This is a genomic window from Paenibacillus sp. EKM212P (genome assembly GCF_011066115.1).
Taxonomy (GTDB): Bacteria; Bacillota; Bacilli; order Paenibacillales; family Paenibacillaceae; genus Paenibacillus; species Paenibacillus polymyxa_B.
The window spans coordinates 496458-517702 of sequence record NZ_JAAMNR010000004.1 but is presented as its reverse complement, the minus strand read 5'-3'; the positions used below and the strand labels follow the sequence as shown (position 1 = coordinate 517702).

General features: G+C 48.8%; 11 protein-coding genes. 8 read left to right on the top strand and 3 right to left on the bottom strand.

Annotated features, from left to right (window positions below; translation table 11 throughout):
* Positions 1-485 precede the first annotated feature (485 nt).
* The 5 genes from G9G54_RS14945 (at position 486) to lpdD (ending at position 11490) form a co-directional block, all read left to right on the top strand.
* Positions 486-815: an ArsR/SmtB family transcription factor gene (locus tag G9G54_RS14945; protein WP_013311437.1), complete on the top strand. Its 330-nt coding sequence runs from the start codon at positions 486-488 to the stop codon at positions 813-815.
* Positions 816-844: 29 nt separating this feature from the next.
* Positions 845-2626 carry a SulP family inorganic anion transporter gene (locus G9G54_RS14940; RefSeq protein WP_165178655.1) on the top strand — a complete coding sequence of 594 codons (1782 nt, stop codon included), beginning with the start codon at positions 845-847 and terminating at the stop codon, positions 2624-2626.
* A 507-nt stretch (positions 2627-3133) separates the two neighbouring features.
* Positions 3134-4759: a S8 family serine peptidase gene (locus tag G9G54_RS14935; protein ID WP_165178654.1), complete on the top strand. Its 1626-nt coding sequence runs from the start codon at positions 3134-3136 to the stop codon at positions 4757-4759.
* A gap of 567 nt (positions 4760-5326) precedes the next feature.
* Positions 5327-10840 carry a S8 family serine peptidase gene (locus G9G54_RS14930; RefSeq protein ID WP_165178653.1) on the top strand — a complete coding sequence of 1838 codons (5514 nt, stop codon included), beginning with the start codon at positions 5327-5329 and terminating at the stop codon, positions 10838-10840.
* 302 nt (positions 10841-11142) lie between these two features.
* Positions 11143-11490 (top strand): prenylated flavin chaperone LpdD, encoded by a 348-nt coding sequence (gene lpdD / locus G9G54_RS14925; protein ID WP_165178652.1) that lies wholly within the window; start codon positions 11143-11145, stop codon positions 11488-11490.
* 11 nt (positions 11491-11501) lie between these two features.
* On the opposite strand, the gene G9G54_RS14920 is transcribed toward lpdD, so the two are convergent.
* Positions 11502-12089 carry a hypothetical protein gene (locus G9G54_RS14920; protein ID WP_069080313.1) on the bottom strand — a complete coding sequence of 196 codons (588 nt, stop codon included), beginning with the start codon at positions 12087-12089 and terminating at the stop codon, positions 11502-11504.
* A gap of 223 nt (positions 12090-12312) precedes the next feature.
* Between G9G54_RS14920 and G9G54_RS14915 the strand changes: the two genes are divergently transcribed.
* Together G9G54_RS14915 and G9G54_RS14910 are read left to right on the top strand one after the other, a co-directional pair.
* Positions 12313-12684 (top strand): DUF4190 domain-containing protein, encoded by a 372-nt coding sequence (locus G9G54_RS14915; protein WP_165178651.1) that lies wholly within the window; start codon positions 12313-12315, stop codon positions 12682-12684.
* A gap of 93 nt (positions 12685-12777) precedes the next feature.
* Complete coding sequence (locus G9G54_RS14910) at positions 12778-13017, top strand: hypothetical protein (RefSeq protein ID WP_165178650.1); 240 nt, start codon at positions 12778-12780, stop codon at positions 13015-13017.
* Positions 13018-13172: 155 nt separating this feature from the next.
* Here the strand turns inward: G9G54_RS14910 and G9G54_RS14905 are convergent, their stop codons facing one another.
* Both G9G54_RS14905 and fabV read right to left on the bottom strand, forming a co-directional pair.
* The gene (locus G9G54_RS14905) at positions 13173-13325 is read right to left on the bottom strand and encodes a DUF1540 domain-containing protein (RefSeq protein ID WP_013311427.1); all 153 of its coding nucleotides are present in this window, start codon (positions 13323-13325) and stop codon (positions 13173-13175) included.
* A 298-nt stretch (positions 13326-13623) separates the two neighbouring features.
* Complete coding sequence (gene fabV, locus G9G54_RS14900) at positions 13624-14811, bottom strand: enoyl-ACP reductase FabV (protein ID WP_165178649.1); 1188 nt, start codon at positions 14809-14811, stop codon at positions 13624-13626.
* A gap of 189 nt (positions 14812-15000) precedes the next feature.
* Between fabV and G9G54_RS14895 the strand changes: the two genes are divergently transcribed.
* Positions 15001-21225, top strand: coding sequence for a WIAG-tail domain (locus G9G54_RS14895; RefSeq protein WP_165178648.1), 6225 nt, complete (start codon positions 15001-15003; stop codon positions 21223-21225).
* Positions 21226-21245 lie beyond the last annotated feature (20 nt).

Genomic DNA, 21245 nt, shown 5'->3' with positions numbered 1-21245 from the left:
AACAAAAAAAGCCGCAGACTTGTCGTCTACGGCTTCCTGCACCGAAAGTGTCATTACATTTTATGATCAACACATCATAAATACGTAAAATAACCTGTTCTTCCAATAGCATAAAAAAATAAAAAAGCCTGGCTAATCACGCCGTCAGACAGCGTGATATCACCCATCATGTCGCCCGAACGGGGCCGATGAGACGAAAACTCAAATATGTGGTTGTATCATGCTGCCTGTCTGTCGTTATCATGTAAAGCTCGGTCATGTCTGTCGGCCCCCTTTTCTTAAAGTTAATTGCTATGTTAATGGAAACCTGTGGAAGCTGTCAACCCCTGAAAGTTAGAAGTGTGGGAAAATGTGACTTTACTCATGGTGAAGTGTGAGTAACATCATAGTTCAATTGGCCCGAAGCTGTTATTGTACTAAATATTCAAATATTCAGATATTGTTGATCGTTTATAGAACAAATCTGTGAGGGGGACGGAGCAGGCATGGAAGGAGATCTCCAGAAATTTAAGGCCGACTTTTTCAAAGCATTGGCTCACCCTCTGCGCATCCGTATTTTGGAGGTGCTGAGTGAAGGGGAACGAAATGTGAACGAGCTGCAGACTGCACTCGGTTCCGAAGGCTCTGCCGTATCGCAGCAATTGGCCGTTTTACGGGCCAAAAATTTGGTGAACAGCTTTAAGGAAGGTACATCGGTCGTGTATTCACTACGTGATCCGCTTTTGACTGAGCTGCTTGCGGTCGCGCGGCGGATTTTTGACAATCATTTGGTCGAAGCTATCTCGTTGCTGGAAGGTATACGTAACGAGAAGTAATGCTATTACAGAAAAGAAGGGTTATAGGAATGAAGTGGATAGGAAGGTTCGAAGGCTATAACGCAGGGGCTTTGCGAAAGGATCTCATTTCCGGAAGTATTGTAGCGATTGTGGCGATTCCGCTCGGTATGGCGTTTGCCATTGCTTCAGGAGTAAAGCCGGAGTATGGGCTGTATACGACCATTGTTGCGGGAATTTTGGTTTCGCTGCTGGGAGGGTCCAAATTCCAGATTGGAGGACCTACAGGCGCGTTTATTCCGATTTTGCTGGCTATTGTCATGCAATACGGTTATGAGAACTTACTCATAGCCGGTTTTATGGCGGGCATTATGCTCATTTTAATGGGTGTACTCAGGCTGGGGGCATTGATCAAGTTTATTCCCAAACCAGTAACGATTGGCTTTACGGCAGGGATTGCTGTAACGATATTCAGCGGTCAGATTGCTAACTTTCTCGGCTTGCGCGGGGTAGAGAGGCATGAAACTTTTCTGCCTTCCATGGCAGAGCTCATTCATCGACTTCCTTCACTAAATGTGTATAGTATTCTGACGGCTTGTATCTGTCTTGCCGCGCTTATTTTGGTGCCTAAAAAATGGCCCAAGATACCTGGCTCACTGGTTGGCCTACTCTTGTCAACGCTGGTGGCAGCTTTACTTTTTCCAGGGCAGGTGGCTACGATTGGCTCTGCGTATGGCGCAATTCCAGCATCTTTGCCTGAGCTACATATTCCTGCGGTGACGTGGGATTTGATCGTGAAACTCTTGCCGCCAGCACTTGTTATTGCAATGCTGGGAGCTATTGAATCTCTGCTTTCAGCGGTGGTAGCTGACGGTATGACGGGAGCCCGGCATAGCAGCAATCGTGAACTGGTTGGGCAAGGGATTGCTAATTTGCTGACACCGCTGTTCGGCGGTATTCCTGCGACAGGTGCAATTGCCCGCACTGCCACAAATATCCGTAGCGGTGCTGTTTCTCCTATGTCAGGCATTGTACATGGGTTCGTGGTGCTCCTCATTCTGGTGCTTTTTGCACCTTATGCATCTAACATTCCGTTGGCCAGTATGGCTCCGGTGCTGATGGTAGTAGCCTGGAATATGAGTGAGCGCAAGCATTTTGCGCACATTCTCAAAACACGGACAGCGGATTCTATCGTGCTGGTTGTTACCTTTTTGCTGACGGTTTTTACAACTCTGACAACGGCTGTAGAGGTAGGTCTGATTCTAGCGGTTGTATTGTTTGTTAAACGGATGAGCAGTACACTTTCAGTAGACAAGGTACTTCCTGATCCTTCTGTAAAACATGAAAAAGTAGGCGCGCATATGGTCACAGATCAGCATGATTGTCCACAGGTGGCTATTTACAATGTGGAAGGCCCTCTATTTTTTGGTGCAGCTTCAGTATTGGAAAACTCAGGTGTGGGAGGTCAGACTGATCATCTGCAAGGGATTTTGTTGTTGCGTATGGGAAAGGTGCCTTTTATGGATATGACGGGAGAAGCTAACTTTACCGCATTAATTCAGAAATACCGGAAGTCTGGTGGAACAGTGCTTGTTTCCGGACTCCAACCTCAACCGCTGGCATTACTACAGAAAACCGGATGCTACGACATGATTGGACAAAAGCATTTTTTCGAACATACAGGAGAGGCTCTTACGGCTGCCCTTGCACTGGTGAATCAGGATCAATGCTGTGGATGCAGACAAATGGCTTTCCGAGAATGTACGAGTCTGTGCCGCAGATCGCAGCAAACCAAATCTTCCTTTGCAGATGGAGCCGTTTCGGTTCCCATACCTGTAAATAGCGGCAGATAAAATTTATTGGTGAATGCCGAAAAATCTCTTCTAATCTCCGAAACCAAGTGCACAATGAAGACTTGCATTTGCTTCGAAAATGGAAGAGATTTTTCTCATCTTAAAGAAAAAAAGGAATAAAATTCAAAAAAATGCTTGAATATCTGATTTTATGACACTATACTAGATTCAAAAGATACCATATGTATCATTATTTTGTTTTATATTATATTTTAATACTTGCATATCAACCTCCTCGATCACTTCTAGTTTCTTACCCTACCTTTTTCTTCATTTTTTCACTTATCATCTTCAAACTTGTCCACCTGTTTCTACCCGATGCTCGTTCTTTACGGTCTGCACCAAGGGTTGTTCACCTCAGAATGATGATCTATGGATTTCACCGCGGCGGAATCTATATTTTTTAAAGGAGGTGAGTACCAGAGGCTATTTTGTGAGCTTTTGACGTAGCTGCCCGGAAGGTTGTCCTTGAGAATTAAAAAACCAAGTAAAGGGAGATGGAAAGTATTGATTAAGTCGAAAAATATCAAAAAGACGCTGTCGGTCAGTTTTACCGCTCTTCTTGCTTTTTCTCTGATTTCTCCGGTATATGGAGATTCCAGCACAACCACCTCAGCAGGAGCATCGACGATTTCCGCCAAAGTTTCAGCCAAGCTGAACCAACAATTCAGTGCCAGTGAGTACGTCACCTATCTGGTTAAATTAAAAGATCAGGTGGATACGGAGTCGGTTGCCCAGCATGCTTTCCAAAAGGCCTCTGCCGAGCAGATTTCACCTGCTGCTGCTAAGCTTTCTGTACGTACAACGGTTGTGAACTCTCTCATGGATACAGCAGAAAAAACGCAACAATCCGTGGAAGAATACTTAAAGAAGGAAGTCAATAATGGAAACGTCAAAAAGTACAAGAGTTACTTTATTGTGAACGCATTTGCGGTAACCAGCACGAAAGAGGTCATGGATAATCTCGCCACACTTCCTGAGATCGACAAAATTTTACCGGACGAAAAGCGGGAACTGCAAAAGGTAGAAATAGATAAGGATGCCCAGCCCGTAGTTGAGGAACCGACAGCTGACCAAGCGGTTGCAGATCAAGCCGCTGTAGACACGGCTGTAACGGAAGAGAATGCACAAAAATCAGTGGAAGAATCCGTGTATAAGGATACGGTAACGCCAAGCCGTGTCGAGTGGAATATTTCTAAAATCAAAGCACCACAGGTCTGGGCCAAAGGCATTGACGGCAAAGGGATTGTTGTCGCCAATCTGGATACAGGCGTTGAATATACTCACCCGGCGTTGAAAAGAAAATGGCGTGGTCTGAACGCTTCCGGTCAGGTCGTTAATCCAGAACTGAGCTGGTATGATGCGGTTGATGGAGCATCGCTGCCAACCGATTCAAATGGACATGGTACACATACGATGGGTACGATCGTTGGCTCGGACAGTAACGGTACAAATGAGATCGGTGTTGCTCCCGGTGCCCAATGGATTGCCGTTCGAGTGTTTAATCCGGATACTACAGACTCCATTTTGCTGGATGGTGGGCAGTGGATTCTTGCTCCTGTAGATAAAAGCGGCAAAAAGCACCCTGAGCTTGCACCGGATGTGGTGAATAACTCCTGGGGCGGTGGACCTGGCCTGGATGAATGGTATCGTCCAGTTACCCAGGCGTGGAGAGCGGCTCAGATATTCCCCGAATTCTCCGCAGGGAACACAACATGGTCAAATCCGGGCGGAGCCGGGTCTGTAGCCAATCCGGCGAATTTGCCGGAGGCTTATGCCACAGGGGCCACCGACGTTAACAACAAGCTGGCCAGCTTCTCGCTGCGCGGTCCTTCTCCTTATGGCGAAGTGAAACCTGAAATTTCGGCTCCTGGTGTAAATATTCGCTCTTCTGTACCTGGCGGAGTTTATGAGGGGGGATGGAACGGTACTTCCATGGCAGGTCCGCATACAGTCGGATTGGTGGCACTGCTTCTTCAGGCCAAACCATCATTGACGGTGGATCAACTGGAGGATGTGATTTCGAAAACAGCGACGCCGCTGACTGACAGCCAGTATCGGACTTCACCAAATAATGGTTACGGATACGGTCTGATCGACGCGCTTGCTGCGGTGAACTCCGTACTTAAGTGAGGAGTTTGCAAAAATCCCATAAGCGACTTCCAATGAACAAGATATAGAGCAAAAGATAGGATTAAGAAAGACCCCCGAAAATCCCTTTGAGCGGCTCGTACAGAGATTGCATACAACTGTTAACCGTGTAATGCACTATTACGTAGCCGCAAAAAGGGGGTTTCGTACACTAAAAGAATATAAAAGTCATAGAATTTCAAGAAAAATGCAAAAAAATGACTTGTATATCTGTTTTGATAACTTTATACTATTCCATAATATATGATTATATATCAATTTTTAATATAAACTGTAATGATATAACATGTTTTTCTTCGAAGTTCTCCTGCTTTTTCTCCTTGGTTTCTACTGAATTTCATCGCTTCCTATTAGGATTGTAAACTCACCTATGAAGTACCACCACCTATGAACAACCAAATATTTTTGTGCCTCTATATTCTATGAAGGAGGTGGTCGCCAACCACATCGTGTTGCGCAACCCGTGTGTTTGATGTGTAAGGTATGAGGTCTTACTCTGTACAGGTTATTCCAGAAACATTAAACCTAGTAAAAGGAGTGGAGAAGTAATTGATTAAACCTAAACGATTCAAGAAACCACTATCTATCGGACTATCTTTGCTAATGGCCTTTTCCTTTGTTCAACCTGCTTTGGCGAATAACACACCGGATGGCTCCAAGCTGGAGCTGAAATCAGCCTCGCACAAGGTCACGACCGCGAAGGTGTCCCCGAAACTGACCAAACAGTTTGAGGAGAATAACTATGTTACCTATCTGGTCAAATTAAAAGAACAGGTAGACACCAACAAGGTTTCCAAAAATGCTCTCCAAAAGGCCTCACTTGAGAAAATAACACCTTCCGCTGCCAAAATGGCTGCACGCAGCCATGTGATCAGTTCTCTGCGCGAAACGGCTTCAAGAACCCAATATGGGCTTGAAAATTATTTGGATAAGCAATCAGAGAGCGGCGGAGTGAAGGAATATAAAAGCTTTTTTATTGTCAATGCATTGGCTGTAACAAGCACCAAGGAGGTGCTGGATCATATTTCGCAGTTGCCTGAGGTCGATAAAGTCTTGCCGAATGAAACGCGTTATCTGCAAAAGGTGACGGTTGACAAGCAAGCAGAGGGGGCAAATGCCAAAACGGCTGTAACAGCTGAAACAGCGACAGCAGCAACGGCGAAGTCTGCAACGGTAGAGAAAGCTGTAGAACTGGAGAAGGACGATGGCAAAACATCGGCTAAGCCTGGCAATGCAGGTAAGAACGCTGTAGACCCATCTACGGTGGAATGGAACATATCCCATATTAACGCACCACAAGTGTGGGAAAAAGGAATCGACGGAACCGGAATCGTAGTTGCCAATCTGGATACAGGTGTAGATTATACACATCCGGCCCTTCATCGCAAATGGCGGGGTCTGAACGCGGCAGGCAATGTCGTGAATCCCGAGCTGAGCTGGTACGATCCGCATAGTCATGCGACGCTTCCGGTCGATCAGGAAGACGATTCCCATGGTACGCATACGATGGGCACGATGGTCGGCTCCGAGGAGAACGGAACGAACCGAGTAGGCGTTGCTCCTGGTGCGAAGTGGATTGCAGTTCGGATTTTTAATCCGGAAACGACGGATGCGATTATACTGGATGGCGGTCAATGGCTGCTTGCGCCAAAAGATGCTCAAGGGAATCTTCATCCCGAGCTTGCTCCAGATGTAGTGAACAACTCGTGGGGAGGCGGACCGGGTCTTGATGAATGGTTCCGGCCTGTGGTTCAGGCATGGCGGGATGCTCAAATCTTCCCCGAATTCTCCGCAGGTAATACCTCTCTTTCCAATCCGGGCGGACCTGCCTCGGTAGCCAATCCGGCAAACTATCCGGAATCCTTTGCTACTGGAGCCACGGATAGCAATGATAATCTGGCCAGCTTCTCATTGTTAGGACCATCACCCTATGGTGAGGTGAAGCCAGAAGTTTCCGCACCGGGTGTTAATATCCGGTCATCTGTCGCTGGTGGCGCCTATAAAGGCGGGTATAACGGTACTTCCATGGCGGGACCTCATGTTGCGGGCCTTGCAGCTCTGTTGCTGCAAGCGAATCATTCGCTTACCGTAGATCAGCTTGAGGAAATTTTGATGAACACAGCTACACCGCGCACGGACAGCACATATCCTACTTCGCCAAATAATGGCTACGGACATGGTGTCATTAATGCGCTGGATGCAGTCGGTTCGGTCATGCAAGGTCTGGGCTCCGTGTCTGGTAAAGTTGTAACGGGTGGCGACGATCTGGAAGCACCTGTTCTCGAGCATACACCGCCCGCAGCGGCATTCGAGGGTATTGATATACCTCTGACTGCTCATGTAACGGATGATGTCGGCGTGACAGCCGTTGAGGCATTTGCCAAAACAGCAGGTACGTCAAACTATGTATATATTCCGTTGGAACGGACCTCCGGCGACAGCAAAGATGGTACATATCAAGCGTCTATCCCGACTTTTTTGGTGGACAGCGCTGGTCTGGAATACTATATTCGTGTAAATGATTATGGTAATAATGGATTTGAAACTGAAGTATACAAGGTTAAAATCTCCAAAGGTGTAAAACCAGGCTACACACAAGACTTCGAAAAAGACATTGCCGGTATTAATATCGGTGGACAGGGCAGTGTTTGGAAATGGGGAACTCCGACAAGCGGACCTAAAAGCGCACATTCGGGTACAAAGGTCATCGCGACTAATCTCGAAGGCCAATATCAGGCCAACTCCAACAGTTATTTTATGGCCCCTCCGATTGATCTGACCGAGAGCTCAAAAGGGGCACTGGTCAGCTTCAAGCATTGGTACGATCTTGAAAACAATTCTGATTTCGGCAAAGTGTACGTAGCAACCACAAACAATCAGAATGCGTTTGAGCAGGTATTATCGTTTACCGGCACCAGCAATGGCTGGAAAACACAATATCTTGATTTGCGGGCATTCGCGGGTCAAAAGGTATACCTCCTGTTCAACTTTACGAGTGACAATACGGTTGTGAAAGATGGCTGGTATATTGACGATCTGTCGATTCAGGAGCCAGACACCGTTGCACCTGCTGCGCCGAGCAATTTGACTGCTGAAGCAGATACTGTGGGCAACGTCACACTGGCCTGGAATGCTTCCTCCGATGAGGATGTAAAGCAGTACAAGGTGTATCGTTCTACCCAATCAGGCAAAAATTATACTTCCATCGGTACAACCTCAGCACTGACACTCACAGATACCATCACGGTCGGTGGAGCGACCTATCATTATGCAGTGGCGGCTGAGGATTATAGTGGCAATGAAGGAATCAAGTCGAATGAGGCTTCTCTGAGAGTAGACGTGCCGGATACGCTGTATAGCGATCATTTTGACGGCAGCTCGGATAATGGCTGGACTCATTCCGGTACCAAGGATGAGTGGGAACGCGGCATTCCCAAGGAAGTAGGACCAGAGAGCGCAGCGTCCAGACCCAATGTGTGGGCAACCGATCTTGATAGCAATTATGAGAACGGAGCTGAATTTTCGCTGGTTTCTCCCAAAATTAATTTGCAGGCTGTACGCAACGCAACACTGACCTTCAATCACTGGTTTGAAATTGAGGCCGGCTATGATTACGGTTATGTGGAAGTGTCCAAAAACAATGGCGACACGTGGAGCGAGCTGGGCAAGTTCTCTCACAACACGAACGGGAAAAAGTGGACTCCAGTTTATTACAATCTGGATAGCTACACCGGCAATGAGATTCAAATTCGCTTCCGTTTGAAATCGGATAACAGTGTGAACAAGAACGGCTGGTACATTGACGATTTCCGTGTGCTGGGCATTCCAGCTACGACAGTGACCAAGGACATCGTACCTGAGTCGAATATCAAGCTGGAAAAAGCGGAAGAACAATTCCCGCTGTACAAAATTACAAGCACTGAAAAGAGTGAATTCCAGGAGAAAGTGAAGCCGGCAGAAACAACGGTGGATAGTGGACGTGTCGGGCTCGACAGTCTTCCAGCCAGCGCTACGGTTACGGTATTGGAAACCGGACGTTCGGTGAAAACGGATCAGACCACGGGCAAATACAGCTTCACCCATGTAGCGGGCGACTATACGCTGAAGGCTGAAGCCTATGGTTATGTGCCTCAAACGAAAGCAGTCACGATTGAGAATAACAAAGTCATCAGAGCAAACTTTAGTCTTCAGGCCGTACCTCACGGTACGATTCACGGGGTCATTACCGACAAGCAATCCGGTGAACCGATCCAAAAAGCGAAAGTGTTGGTGCTGGAGGATGCGCGTATTGCTCCGGTAGAGACGAATGAGGCTGGAGAATTTACGCTGGACGTGCTGGAAGGAACATACACATTGTCCATTTCAGCTGAGAATTATTATAGTGACAGTGTATCCGTTACTGCTCCTCCGAACGGTAGTGTGGAAGCGAATGTCACGTTGAAACCTTTTATCGGGTTCCAGGGAGGCATTGCCTACGATGACGGGACAGGAGAAAATGCTAGAGCCTTTAACGCGGCAGGCAATTCATGGGCAGTCAGAATGACGCCTGAGTCGGAAGTGGCTCAAGTGACAGGAGCATCGCTTTTGTTCTGGAACTCTGCCTTTCCGAATCCGGGAGGAACGGCATTCCAATATTCTATCTATGACGCCTCCGGTGCGGCAGGAGCACCTGGACGATTATTGGCTGGTCCATTCGACGGGACTGCCGTAAGGGATGAGACACAATGGACGACAGTGCAGCTTCCAGAGCCGGTGACGGTTCAAGGTGACTTCTACATCGTATATACACAGTCTGCTGTAGGCACACAGTCGCCGGGTCTTGCTACAGATGAGAGTGGCCCGAATGCACTTCGCAGCTGGCAAGGTGTAAGCGGCGTATGGAGCCAATCACCTGAGGAGGAAGGGAACTACATGATCCGGGCTATCGTCAGATATCCGGTGAATGCTCCAACGATTACGACTCCTACGAAGGCTACGTATACGCAGGAAGAGTCGATTACCGTAACAGGAACTTCCCCGGCAGAAGGAGCCGATATTCAGCTCTTTAACGGTAAGGAGCTGGCTGGCACAACGAAAGTGAAGGATCGTCAGTTCAGTTTGTCGGTTGATCTTCAGCCAGGTGCTAATCCGCTAAGTGTTCAAGCAGCGGTATACGGCAAATTAACGGATCGTTCCGAAACGGTAGTTGTGACGCTCGATCAGACTAAACCGGGTCTGATCCTGACTTCTCCTGATGAAGGAGCCCGTACGAACGCGGGTGTAGTTAGTGTTATCGGTACCGTGTACGACGAGTTCCTCACCGAATTGTCGATTAACGGTGAGCCCGCTGAATTTGGAAGTGATGGCAGCTTTAACAAGCGATTGCTTATCAACGAAGGCGAAAATCAAATTACGGTGACGGCCAAGGATCTTGCCGAAAACGAAACAACCGTTACGCGCTCGGTGTATGTAGATACAGCTCTGCCGAAGCTTGAAAACATTAGCCCTGCTGAGGATGTGCGTATTACTCCAGGGCAGTCGGTACGAGTATCCTTTGACAGTGCATCCGGTTTGGAGGCGTCCTTCCATGTGGAGCTGCCTTTCAACCTGTCCACTTTGGGCCGCAACGATATTCCATTAAATGAAACTTCGTCAGGCCACTATGAAGGTACTTATTTCACTTCATCTTCTCTGAACCTGGAAGGCGGAGTCATTGTGATCCGGGTAAGGGATGCAGCGGGAAATGAAGTGGAGACGGAGGCGCCGGGAAAATTGTATGTAACCAATGGTGGAGGACAGAACCCTGATCCGAATCCACCTACATCCAATGAAAAGCCAGTAGCCATTATTCAGGCTAATGAATCAGCTAAGAAGAACAAAAATGTACAATTTAACGCCAAAGCTTCCCGTGATGTAGATGGTGAAATCGTCAGCTACAGCTGGAATTTTGGCGATGGCGATACGGCAGTCGGTTCCAAGGTGAAGCATAAATTCACCACAGCTGGAACGTATACCGTAGAGCTAACGGTGACGGATAATGACGGCGCAAGTGGTAAGACTGTGCATACGATCACGATCCGTTAACAGCCAGTAGGAAAGGGAAGGCTTCTTTTAGAATAGCAATGAAGGCCCACAGCAAGCCACGGTTTATAGAGGCTGCTGTGGGCCATTTTTAATTGTCGAGCCGTTCAAGAAGCGATACAATGAGTAGAACTCTATAAAGTGAATCGTTTCACAATAGAGGATTTTGCAAAAATCCAATAAGCGATTTTCAATAAACGATATATAGATCGAAATGGTCTAGTTCGTCTATATATTGCACTTTGGAGCGACTGGAATCGAATTTTGCAAAATCCTGAATAATATTTTTAGCAGGAGAGGATTATATGATTCATTTGCAAAAAGAAAGCGGACGTATCCGTCTTGTGCTGGATGCCTATTTTATGGGGGAAGATATCATTGTACTCATTTCAGGCGGTGATCAGCCTCATTTGGGAACGATTACAGCAGGGGCCAGGCTCGAGCCGATTCAAACTGTGCAATTACAAAACCATAAGGAATTTTATATTACCGAAGAAATTGCAGTTCGCTTGCGAAAAGAGTTTGCGGGCAATTTTGCCATTTGCTGCGGAGCACATTTGGATCATGCAACCAAGGACGAAATCAGAGTGCTGACAGATATGGCTATACAACTGGGAAAAGAGCTCATTGGAAAACTCAAGCAAGAACGCTAGTAGCGACCTTTTTAAGTGAACTCCCGAAAGAGCAGATTGCGATACGGATACTTGCTAAAGGGATACTTAAAAAGCAAGGCAAAGCCATCATCCTCAATTTGTACGGATTTCAGCGCAGAGGATGGAATCAAACTACGGATCATGACATGAACTGCACGCTGGTCTTGTCTGTTGATTGCTTTGGCTAAGGCAGAAGCAAAACATGGATTGCGTGCCAATTCGCGATACAGTGGAAAAACGGCTTTTGCGATGGCGCGATGAACTCTCGGCTCAAACGTAAACTGCACAGTCCCGGGTGGAATCGTCGTTCCATTCGTATAATAGAGCATCGGTGGCTGAGCTAAAAAGGAAATAAAGTAGCCAATGCCATTCGTGCCTAAGCCTTGTTTGGCGGCAAATGGCGCTACTGAGCAGAGAAGGGATTTCATCCGATCCAAATTGCCCTGAACGACAGCTCGTGACCATTGGACGGCAAAAGCACGTCGGGTTGCAATAGCTTTGTAAAAGGGCAGCATGGCAGCGGATATTTTCCTAAGTGTATCTGCATTTAATCGTTTGTGAGGCGAGCCCTTTCTGCGGGATGTTGCACGATATAACATAGCTCCGACCTCCTTGGCAGGATGCTCTCATGGAGCGCAATTGATCTGTAACAGGTAAAATACTGTATGCCCGGTTACCTCAAAAAGTGCTAATATCGCTATGTTTCTTCTTTTTAACGTTCTAATTTAAAAAATTGAAATAAGTACTGTCCTGATTTGTAAGATTGTGGTACCCTAGAACTTATATAATTGCTATTTTACTTATTGGAGTTGAATTTAACGGATGAGTGATTTGTACAAGGAGCCTCGATCTTCCGATCCTTTTCAGGAGACGAACGATTATAACGCCCCATTTAACCCGCCCCCAGTAGTTCCACCTACGAATAGTAAAGCTGTTGCCTCGATGGTGCTCGGGATTTTATCTGTGGTCATTCCCTATATCGGGTTGATTATCGGAATTGTGGGTATTATTTTGTCCAGTCTTTCCCTGAAGGAAATTAACCGTCATGGCGAACAAGGCAGAGGTATGGCCATTGCTGGACTGGTATGTAGTATTATCGGTACACTGATTTATACACTGATCATCATTTTCTTGGTCATTGTTTTTGTTGTGGCAGCCTCCAGTGGCGATCCGGATATTTTTTCAGACATTTAATGAATTGAAGAATGCTTGAGTCAGACAAACCATTCACGATTTGACTATTGGATGTTATGATAAAAGGAGTCCAATGAAGGAGAGTGAAGCCGTATGGCACGTACTCAAACACAAAAAGCGCTGAGCAAGGCAAAACGCGCTGGAATCTATTGTGCGGCACAGAGCCGCAAAACGAATGGCCATTATGGCGAGATTTCACAGCACATACGAATGAAGCCGACCAAGCAAGAACAATTACAAAAGGTCAAGCACAAGAAGCGAATCGTTCAGAGCGACGCTTCTTTTTTTGTTTTTAGAGAGAACAGCAGGGTCCTTTTCGGCGTGGCTTTATAAAGTAGCAGAGAAATGATTGTATACAAGCGAATAGCATTTTTTCTGTACCGAAAAAGGACTTGATAATAATTATCATTCTTGTTAGAATATCATAAGAAAGAAGGAACCCGGGCATGGGCTCCTTCATTATAAAGCTTAGGCTTGAAATCAAAGATTTACTTGGCTTCGAAGGTTTTGCAGTCTGTTTCTTCGGATTTGTGAGTGTCTTCAGGTCTGTTGCTTACGATATAAATGGAGCTAGCGCTACATTTATTTTCTTGGGCCCAGTACGTACATGAATTGACTTCACACAGAACGTCTTTTGCCATGTTGTACACCTCCTTATATGGTTGTGATGGGCTGAGCAAATAGTATCACGGTCAGTCAAGGTAGGACTTGTCCAACTGTGTTTACCCTCTTGTCAGGAAGAGGGACTTTGCTATGCCTACTGGTACAATATCAAATGAAATTTAAAATTGCAATGTTTGCTTCATTTTGCAGTTCAAAGCGGACACAAGTGTCCCTTTTAATTAAAAAACAAAAGCTGTCCTCCATGCAGAACGAAATGTTTCTCTGCTGGAGAACAGCTTTTTTTGTTTTTCTGACATAATGACGATATGAAAAGACTTAGCGCACGTTAGGAATATTTACGATGGGATCGATGTCAGCATCATAGTCTACGCCCTCGAACTCAAAGCCGAACAGTTGGAAAAATTCGTGACGATATCCTTCAAGATCTGACAATTCGTAGATATTGTTGGTCGTCAGCGCCTCCCATATCTTCTCAACCTCTGCCTGTACGTCTTCGCGCAGTTCCCAATCATCAATACGAATACGTCCTTCTTCATCTACAGGAGTTTCTGGTGCGTACAGACGCTCAGCAAACAGGCGGTAGCTCTGTTCTACGCACCCTTCATGCAGCCTTTTTTCCTTCATTACCTTATATAAAGCAGAAATATACAGAGGAACGACAGGGATAGCGGAGCTAGATTGGGTAACGAGTCCTTTGGTGACTGCGACGAAGGCGCGTCCGCCTGTAACTTTCAGCTGATCGTTCAGCTGATGCGCTGTCTCCTCCAAATGATCCTTTGCACTTCCGATACTGCCTTCTCTGTAGATGGCTTGCGTAATATCTGAACCAATATACGAAAAGGAGAAGGTTGTTGCAGTATCAGCCAATACACCGCCTTCACGCAAGGCGTCAATCCACAATTTCCAGTCTTCACCACCCATAACCTCTACCGTTGCTTGTACTTCTTCTTCTGTTGCGGGTTCAAGCGTCACGCTGCTGACTTCCCCGGTGTGGAAGTTAACGGTCTTGTTTGTGTAAGGCTTACCAATAGGTTTGAGCACGGAATTAAACGTTTCGCCTGTGCGAGGATTTGTACGACGACCTGAAGCGACACTGTAAACCACCAGATCGACTTGTCCCAGTTCTTCGCGAATGGCTTCCACCGTTTTGGCTTTGACCTCATCCGAGAAGGCATCGCCTGTCACGCTTAAGGATTTAAGCCCAGCTTCCTGAGCAGCTTTTTCAAATGCAGCAGAATTGTACCAGCCTGCCGATGCTGTACGTGTGGCAGTAGCATTACTAGGGCGATATACACCAATTGTATTGGCACGCGCACCGAAGGCAGCAGTAATGCGAGAAGCCAACCCATATCCGGCAGATGCCCCGATCACAAGTACATTACGCGGTCCCTGGATAGCAGGACGAGCCTGTACATAGTCAATTTGCTCCTGAACATGTTGGGCACAGCCCACCGGATGAGCAGTGGTGCAGATAAAGCCACGTGTTCTTGGTTTGATAATCATGTTATTGTAATTCCTCTCTTCTTGTAGCGATCTTCACCCTTACTATTTTAACTTTTAACTATTTTTTTTCAAACGTGGATTTCAGTGAGTATCCTTTTTACCCAAAAGTGTATCCTTGCACGGGGTGGCAAGTGCCTAAGGGCCTGCATATGATGCTGTAACGATAAATACGAGAAGGGAGAGAGCTGCTTGAAGAATAAGAGCCGTAAAACCATAAGAAACAAAAAGCCGCTCTATAGTGTAATTGACCCGGATATGAATGAATTAAGTATGATACAGCGCGTGAAGCCACAGCCTGCGGAGAGGGAGACAGAAGCAAGACTTCATCAAGTTGCTTCTCCGCCTCCCCCAACCAAAGAGGAGCCGGAGCTAAAGACTGTTGTCGAACCTGAAATCGAGGTTTCGCATGAGACAGAGGTTGAAGGTGCGGATGCAGAGGAGACTCAAGTGTCGATGGAGGAACCCCAAGAGCTAGAACCAGAACCAGAACCAGAACCAGAACCTGATCCAATTGATGTGGAGGAAATTTTGAGCAATAAGAAGGCTCCTCATGTAAACAACGCTTTCATCTATACAGACGATTTGAGCGATTTCGCTGTGACGGGTGAGAAGATCGCTCCCGCTTCCATAGATTTCAGCAAGCTGAAACAAGAGAGCATCCACACGGAATCTCTGGCGGATTATGCCGTTCAAACGATTAAGATAGCCGACGGTGCTGTGACTTCTTCGAAGATTGCCGCAGACTCCATTACGGTGGAACATCTGTCGGACGCATCGGTGTCAGGCAGTAAATTGCAGGATCGCTCCATCGGTGGTGAAAAACTTCGAGATGGCAGCATCACTCCTGAGAAGCTGGCTGATAAGATTATCAGCGGCGATCATATTGCGAATGGCTCCATTGAGAGCCGTCACTTCAAGCAATGGATCGTGTCTTCAGATATGCTTCAAGATCAGTCGGTCACCTCGGATAAAATTCGCAGTGGTACGATTCAATCGAACAATTTGGCTAATGAAGCTGTTGATAGCTCCAAGCTGGGCGATCAATCTGTGACCACTTCCAAACTGCGGGATGGTGCTGTGGATGGAGCTAAAATCCAAGCTGGCAGCATTGAGAGTTCACACCTGACCGAGCATGCCGTTCATGCAAGGCATCTGGCCCCCGGTTCGATTAATCGCAAGCAGCTATCCAATGGAATTGTGGGCAAGGAACAATTGGAGGAAGGTGTTGTCAGTGGACGTCATCTGGAGTCTGAGGCAGTGACCAGTGCGCACATTCAGGCTGGAGCGATTGAAAGAAAGCATCTGAGTCCTGGCTCCATCGGGGAAGAACAGCTTGGAACAGGCCAAGTAACAGCCCGGCATATCGCGGATCGGAGTATTCAGTCCAATAAACTGGCAGATCAGTCTGTAGGCTCATTGCAAATTGTTGATCAATCCGTCACTTCATCCAAAATATCGGATCAGAGCATTCTCCCACACAAAATTGCCGATGAGGCAGTACTTACCAGACATATTGCAACAGCAGCCATACAAGGGCCTCAGATCTCTCCGGAGGCAGTCTCTTCCGTGCATCTTCAATCCGAAATTATTCGGAAAGATCATATTGCACCAGAGGCGGTTACGGAGCAACATTTGCATTCCGGGGCTGTGACAAGCGAGAAATTAGGGAAGGGAGCAGTGCTGGAACACCATGTGGCGAATCAGGCTGTCAAGGAAAATCACATTGCTTCGAGCGCGATTAAGTCTGACAAAATCGCTGACGAAGCAGTGACGGAACCTAAAATTGCCACAGGAGCGGTAACCGGAAATAAGATTGCCTCTCAAGCCATTACACATGCACACATTGCAACGGGGGGAATTCGTGAAAACCACCTTGCCGACAATAGTGTGGGTGGAAAGGCATTGCAGGCTCAATCCGTCGATTCGACCCATTTGGCCCAGAGCTCTGTACAGAGCAAACATCTTGGGGAAGACAGTGTCGGAACCGCGGCGTTGCAAGAACAGTCCGTTACCGCAGACATACTAGGTGAAGGCGCTGTTCAAACCGCGCACTTGGCCAGCGGAGCGGTGTACTCCCACCATTTGCAAGACCATGCCGTTACTTCGTTGAAACTATCGCCGGAAAGTGTAGCCACGGATAAAATCAATGATTTGGCGATTACTGCGCCTAAGTTAGCTGAGGGTAGTGTCACTTCCTCCAAGCTGTCTGCTCGTTCTGTGCAGCCATGGCATATTACAGATAAAGCGGTGCTGAGCAACCATCTGGCTGTTGAAGCAGTGGAGGCGAATCATCTCGCTCCGGAATCCGTCACCTCTAATCATTTGCAATCTGCATCGGTCCAAACCAAACACCTCGCCCCCGACAGTGTATCCGGTCATGCACTTCAGTCAGAAAGTGTCACCTCTGAGAAGCTAGCGGCCCGTGCTGTGCAGGCTTCCAATCTGGCAGAAAACAGCGTGGGTCCCGGACATTTGGCTGCGCAAGCCGTACACACTCAGCATTTGGCTGCAGGAGCAGTGCAGGAGACGGAATTAGCCCAGAACGCTGTAAAGTCTGTACATCTTGCGCCCGAATCCATCCAATCGGAGCACTTGCAAAGCGGGGTCATTCAGGGAGAGCATATCGCATTGCAGGCTATAGCGACTCCGGCCTTACAGGATGAATCGGTCACCTCTGCCAAACTGTCGGAGGGAAGCGTAACTCCCACCAAACTTTCTGCCCATGCCGTGCAGTCCGGACATATTATGGACGAAGCTGTACAAAGCAACCATTTGGCTGTGGCGGCCGTGGATTCGGCACATCTGGCTGCAGGAGCGGTCACCTCGGTGCATCTACAGGCTTCCTCGGTGCTCACGAGACATTTGGCCCCGGATAGTGTGTCCGGTCGTGCGCTTCAAGCGGAAAGCGTCACCTCGGAAAAGCTGGCAGCGCGCTCGGTACAAGGAATGAACCTCGCGGAAGGCAGCATCGGCCCTTCACATCTTTCTGCGCAGTCGGTGCACACTCGGCATCTGGCAGCTGGAGCAGTACAGGATAGAGCACTGGCAGAGGGGGCAGTGAAGTCCGTGCACATCGCACCGGAATCCATTCAGCCACATCATCTGCAAATTGGAACCATTCAGGGAGAGCACATCGCGTCACAGTCCATATCGACCGATGCTTTGCAGGATGAGTCCGTTACATCCGATAAACTGGTGGATGAGGGTGTGACTGCCGCCAAGCTGTCAGCCCACTCGGTCCAGCCGTGGCACATTACAGACGAAGCGGTGCAAGCCAAACATCTGGCAGAAGAAGCCGTCCAGTCCAATCATCTGGCCCGGGAATCTGTCACCTCTGCCCATTTGCAGGCTTCAGCGGTGCTTGCGAGCCATCTGGCTCCAGATAGCGTATCTAGTAGTGCGCTTCAAGCAGAAAGCATCACCTCGGAAAAGCTGGCGGCACACTCGGTGCAAGCGACGAATCTCGCAGAAGGCAGTGTCGGCCCTCCACATCTGTCCACGCAAGCGATACACACCCGGCACTTGGCAACGGGCGCAGTACAGGACAGAGCGCTAGCAGAAGGGGCAGTGAAATCCGTGCACATCGCACCGGAGTCCATCCAGTCGCATCATCTGCAAACGGGAACCATTCAGGGTGTGCATATCGTCTCACAGGCGATATCGACCGATGCTTTGCAGGATGAGTCCGTTACGTCCGACAAGCTGGTGGATGAGGGCGTGACTGCCGCCAAGCTGTCAGCCCACTCGGTCCAGTCGTGGCACATTACAGACGAAGCGGTGCAAGCCAATCATTTGGCAGAAGAGGCTGTCCAGTCCAACCATTTGGCCCGGGAATCCGTCAGATCTGCCCATTTGCAGGCTTCGACGGTGCTTGCGAGCCATCTGGCCTCGGATAGCGTATCCAGTAGTGCGCTTCAAGCAGAAAGCGTCACCTCGGAAAAACTGGCGGCACACTCGGTGCGAGCGTTAAATCTCGCGGAAGGCAGCGTCGGCCCTTCACATCTGTCTGCGCAGGCGATACATCCCCGGCATTTGGCACCCGGCGCAGTACAGGACAGAGCGCTGGCAGAAGGGGTAGTAAAGTCCGTGCATATTGCACCGGAGTCCATTCAGCCGCACCATCTGCAAACGGGAACCATTCAGGGTGTGCATATCGCCTCACAGGCCATATCGAACGATGCTTTACAGGATGAATCCGTTACGTCCGACAAATTGGCGGATGAGGGCGTGACTGCCGCCAAGCTGTCAGCCCACTCGGTCCAGCCGTGGCACATTACAGACGAGGCGGTGCAAGCCAATCATTTGGCAGAAGAGTCTATCCAGTCAAACCATTTGGCCCCGGAATCCGTCACCTCTGATCATTTACAGGCTTCCTCGGTGTTTGCGAGACATCTGGCCGTGGACAGTGTGTCAGGTCGTGCGCTTCAAGCAGAAAGCGTCACCTCGGAAAAGCTGGCGGCACGCTCGGTGCAAGCGACGAATCTCGCGGAAGGAAGCGTCGGCCCTTCACAGTTGTCTGAGCATGCCGTACACCCCCGGCACTTGGCAACGGGCGCAGTACAGGACAGAGCGCTGGCAGAGGGGGCGGTGAAGTCCGTGCATATCGCACCGGAGTCCATTCAGCCGCACCATCTGCATCTTGGAACCATTCAGGGTGTGCATATCGCCTCACAGGCCATATCGACCGATGCTTTGCAGAATGAATCCGTTACGTCCGACAAATTGGCGGATGAGGGCGTGACTGCCGCCAAGCTGTCTGCCCACTCAGTCCAGCCATGGCACATTACAGACGAAGCGGTGCAAGCCAATCACTTGGCAGAAGAGTCCATCCAGTCGAGCCATCTGGCACCTGAATCCGTCACCTCTGATCATTTACAGGCTTCCTCGGTATTTGCGAGACATCTGGCCCAGGACAGTGTGTCAGGTCGTGCGCTTCAAGCAGAAAGCGTCACCTCGGAAAAGCTGGCGGCACGCTCGGTGCAAGCGACGAATCTCGCGGAAGGAAGCGTCGGCCCTTCACAGTTGTCTGAGCATGCCGTACACCCCCGGCACTTGGCACCTGGCGCAGTACAGGACAGAGCGCTGGCAGATGGGGCGGTGAAATCTGTGCACATCGCACCGGAGTCCATCCAGCCGCACCACCTGCACCTTGGAGCCATTCAGGGTGTGCATATCGCCTCACAGGCGATATCGACCGATGCTTTGCAGAATGAGTCCGTTACGTCCGATAAACTGGCGGATGATGGCGTGACTGCTGCCAAAATATCTCCTCATTCGGTCCAGCCGTGGCATATTACGGACGAAGCGGTGCAAGCCAATCATTTGGCAGAAGAGGCCGTCCAGTCGAGCCATCTGGCTCCTGAATCTGTCACCTCTGCCCATTTGGAGGCTTCGGCAGTGATGACCCGGCATATTGCACCCGGGAGTGTATCGGTTCACGCGCTTCAGGCAGGCAGCGTGAACGCTGAGAAGCTTGCGCTTCGGGCGGTGCGTGCTTCGAATCTGGCAGAAGCCAGCGTAAACTCCGTGCATTTGACGGAGCATGCCGTACACGCTCAGCATTTGGCCGATGGGGCGATCCAAGGGTCAGCACTGGCAGAGGGCGTGGTGCAGTCCAGGCATATCGCGCTGGATTCAATCCAGTCGGAACATCTGCAAGCAGGGGCAATTCAGCCACAGCATGTAGGCTGGCAGGCGGTAGCTGAGGATGCTATACAGGAAGGTGCGGTGACGTCCAGCAAGCTTGCAGATGGAACGATACAGTCCCGCCATGTGGCTGAGGAAGCTATTGCAAGCCACCACATTGGAGAGGAAGTTATTGATTCGCATCACCTAAAGCCGGGCTCGGTGACACTGGCTCAGCTGTCCACAGATATTCATCTCTCCGGACTTTTGCCAGAGGAAGGTGTCAGTGGCGACAGACTTCAGGCAAACAGTATATCTCGCAGCCATCTGCAAGCTCAGGCCGTCGACAGCGAGGTGCTGAGCCCGGAAGCTGTGGGTCCAGAGCATCTGCAGGCTGCTGCGGTACAAAGCCATCATGTGGCAGAGCAGAGCATTGAGGGTCATCATCTGGTGGAAGGCTCTGTAGGCTCACGTGAGTTGGAGCTGAACGCAGTGAAGCCGGAGCATTTGAGCATCACTCCGGTCCGTACTTGTGCGAATCAGCCCGCATTGCAGCAGTTTGGCAGAGCCCCGTTTCTTTTGAAAGGTAGTGAAGGAGAGACGGAAGTGACCATTGTATTCGGGGAGCCTTTTGTAAACCCAGACTACACGTTGGTAGCGATGACGAACCACCCTCTCTTTCATGCGACGCTGAAATCTCAGACGCCGAATGGAGCAGTGATCGTCGTAACCAAGTGGAACGAAACCTCGCATAACTATGGTATTATTTCCTGGATCGCCATTGGCTAGTGAAGATGGTTATTGTAGAA